Origin of the sequence: Streptomyces sp. NPDC002130 (assembly GCF_040296465.1) — a bacterium.
Taxonomy (GTDB): domain Bacteria; phylum Actinomycetota; class Actinomycetes; order Streptomycetales; family Streptomycetaceae; genus Streptomyces.
The window spans coordinates 1-2,983 of record NZ_JBEOXI010000488.1 but is presented as its reverse complement, the minus strand read 5'-3'; the positions used below and the strand labels follow the sequence as shown (position 1 = coordinate 2,983).

The 2,983-nt window shown below is 68.7% G+C and carries 3 protein-coding genes and 1 pseudogene; all 4 read right to left on the bottom strand.

All coding sequences use genetic code 11. The features are described 5' to 3' along the window. Positions 1-96, bottom strand: a pseudogene (locus ABT116_RS51090) (chorismate-binding protein); the annotation flags it as partial. A 127-nt stretch (positions 97-223) separates the two neighbouring features. Then, positions 224-1,165 carry an expansin EXLX1 family cellulose-binding protein gene (locus ABT116_RS41510; RefSeq protein WP_351645469.1) on the bottom strand — a complete coding sequence of 314 codons (942 nt, stop codon included), beginning with the start codon at positions 1,163-1,165 and terminating at the stop codon, positions 224-226. 282 nt (positions 1,166-1,447) lie between these two features. After that, positions 1,448-2,470, bottom strand: coding sequence for a LacI family DNA-binding transcriptional regulator (locus ABT116_RS41505; RefSeq protein ID WP_161367372.1), 1,023 nt, complete (start codon positions 2,468-2,470; stop codon positions 1,448-1,450). Between the two features lie 310 nt (positions 2,471-2,780). Continuing rightward, positions 2,781-2,983 (bottom strand): glycoside hydrolase family 48 protein (locus ABT116_RS41500; RefSeq protein ID WP_351645464.1); only part of this gene is annotated, 203 nt, incomplete at its 5' end.

Genomic DNA, 2,983 nt, shown 5'->3' with positions numbered 1-2,983 from the left:
CACGTCGAAGGCGGTGCGGCCCGGGGCGACGCGGCCCGTCACGGTCGAGACGATGTGCATGACATGCGAGTACCGCTCGACGGACATGAAGTCGAAGCCGCCCGGTTCGTCGCGCGGCGCGTTGCGTCGTCACGGTCCGGAACAGTCGGCCGCCCGGCGCGGCCGTCGCCCATGCCATCAGCACGTCGAGGGGACCGTTGGTGGCTTTGGGCGGGCGGAGGGCTCAGTGCCGGGCGAACTGGAGCTGGGTGGGCTGGACGACGTTCGGCCGCACCGTGAGACCGGTGACGGTGAGCTGTTCGCCGTAGATGTCGGTGATTCTGATCGCTCCGCCGCACCCGCTGCCGTCGGCGGAGACGAAGTAGTTGTAGGCGGTGCGGGGAAGTTGCCGCCAGCCGCCTGCGCCGCGGACCTCCAGCCCCCTGACCGGATTTCTGTGGTCGATCGCCTGGATGGCACACCAGTGCTGGCTGGAGCCGGTCTTGTACCTGATGGAGATCGTGCCGACCGTGCTCGGGCTGACCAGGCTCCAGGTGATGGGGAGCCGGCCGAGCTTGAGGTCGGCGAGTTTCGCGAAGGCCTGTTCGCTGAGGTCGATCTGCCCGGGCGCGCAGGGCAGGGGGCACTCGTTGGTGATCCGCACCGTGATCGACTTGCCGTTGGCGGCCCGCACGAGCACGTACGCGCCGCACGCCCCGGACGTCTCGTAGTCGGTGGTGTTCATGGCCGCGACCATGAGGTCGGGGCTCGGACCGAACAGGCAGGCGCCGTCCCCGACACCGGCCTTGTAGGCGGTGGCGACGCCCCGGTAGGTCGTGTTGGGCTTGATCCGCCCTGCTGACGGCGCCGTGGTGGACGGCTCTCGCGAGGGCTGAGGGGTGTCTTTGGGTGACGGCGCAGCTTTTGTGGTGGTCGCGGAGGCCTTCGGGCTGGGGGAACCGGTCGGGCTCGCCGTCGCGCTCGGGGTGGCTGTGGCGGTGGCGGCCTTCTTCTGGGACGTGGCGGCGGGCGCAGCCACGGCGGGTCCTGCATCCGCGGTGCGGTCGGGTGACGATCCCATGAGCAGGTAGGCGAGAACGCTCACGGCGGTCAGTCCCACCGTGGTGCCCAGGATGAGCGTGCGTCTGCGTCTGCGCTGCCGCGCGGCCTGCCTTGGTGTGTTCATGTGCTGTCCGTTTCGGAGATCGAGCCGGTGGTGCACTCCTCAGTGGCAGCGGGAGACGAAAAGGTTGCCGACTGTTTCCCGGAATCCATGCCGCCGACCCGGTGCGGCGCCGTACTGAGCCAGGTCCGCCTCGTCACCCTCGCCTACGACGACGAGGGGCACGCGTTCCGCTGGACCTACGACGGGACCCCGCTCAAAGCCGCACGACCCTCGCAAGATCAATGCGGCGCTGCACCGGCCCTTGCGGCCATCTTCGAGTGGTCCGGCGAGCGCCGATGGTGGTCAGGACGATGCACGGACAACCAGCTCGGTACGGAGAATGACGTGGCGCCAAGCCACGGACGGCTCTTCCATGTCTTCCAGCAGGATGCGGATCATGGCCCGGCCGATGTCCTCCAGTGGCTGACGGACTGTGGTCAGGGGCGGCTCGGTGCGCTGGGCGAGCGGAAAATCATCGAAGCCGATCACGGCGACGTCATCGGGAACTCGTCGTCCCGCGGCCCGCAGCGTCTGCAGGGCTCCCGCCGCCGTGGTGTCCGACGCGGCGAGGACGCCATCGAGCTCAGGGTGGCGCTGGAGCAGTTCGGCCATGGCACGGCGTCCGCTGTCCTCCGTGAAGTCTCCCTCGGCGACCATGGACTGCTGATACTTCAGGCCCGCCAGCCCCAGGGCGTCCTGGTAACCGCGCAACCGGCATTGGGCGGCGTACATGTCCAGGGGACCCGTGATGGTGGCGATCGATCTGCGGCCCCTCGCCAGCAGATGGGAGACGGCGCTGCGGGCACCGCCCACGTTGTCGGCGTCCACGTAACTGATGTACTCGTCGCCTGACCTGCGCCCCAGCATCACGGTCGGCAACCGCGCCTCGGCAAGCATGTCCGGCAGCGGATCTCCCGCATGTACGGACATCAGCAACACTCCGTCGACCCGGCCACCGCGTGCGTATTCGAGGAAGCGCTGCCGCTCGGCGCCCGAGCGGACCAGGGTCAGCATCAACTGCATTCCCGTGTCTGCCAGCGCGTCCCCGAGCGAGCCCACGATCTCCGAGAAGAAGGGCTCGGCGAAGAGTCTCCAGTCGGGCTCCGTCAGGACGAGGGCGACAGCATCGGTTCCCCGCCCGGCCAGAGAGCGGGCTGCGAGATTCGGGACGTATCCCAGTTCCTCGATGGCACGTTGTACGGCGTGCCGTGTCGACTCTTTCACTCCGGTGGCGTTGTTGATGACGCGCGAGACCGTGCCTCGCCCCACCCCGGCGCGAGCGGCCACCTCTTCCAACGTCGGCGTGCCGGGGCGTCGCCTGCCCATGACCACCTCCCCACGAGGTTACCGATCTTACGGGCCGGTGGAACCAGGCATGAGGATTATGCGCATGGCTCATGCTGTATCGGCCAAGACCACGTGGGGTCGGAGGGGGAGGGGCGAGCAGGATGCACGGAGAGCACGCGTCCCGACTGGGAGCGCTCCCGAAAGTTCAGGCCGCGCCGCTCGGTCCACTGGAGCCGGCGGGTGAGCGGGTGCGAAGGGGCCGGACGGCCCCCTGTGCAGGTGGGACCGTCCGGCCGGGTGACCCCGTCTCCCTTCCGACGGGGTCGCGTACGCGATCCTCGGCGAGGGGCTACTCCAGGAGTTCCGCGTACGAGCCCATGGCCAAGGCGATGTCCGCCTGGGCCCAGAACCGGTGGTACGTGAACGACGGCACCGCACCGCCCGCGAGGTAACTCTCGATCTTCGACCACGCGGGGTCGTCCTTGTAGAAGGAGCGGATCGAGTCGAACGTCGACGACGAGTTGATCGCGTCACCGTTCGGCATCGTGCCCG

Excerpts from the sequence above, each read along its gene's own strand:
- ABT116_RS41510 (WP_351645469.1), bottom strand. The coding sequence starts at position 1,165 with ATGAACACACCAAGGCAGGCCGCGCGGCAGCGCAGACGCAGACGCACG.
- ABT116_RS41505 (WP_161367372.1), bottom strand. The coding sequence starts at position 2,470 with ATGGGCAGGCGACGCCCCGGCACGCCGACGTTGGAAGAGGTGGCCGCT.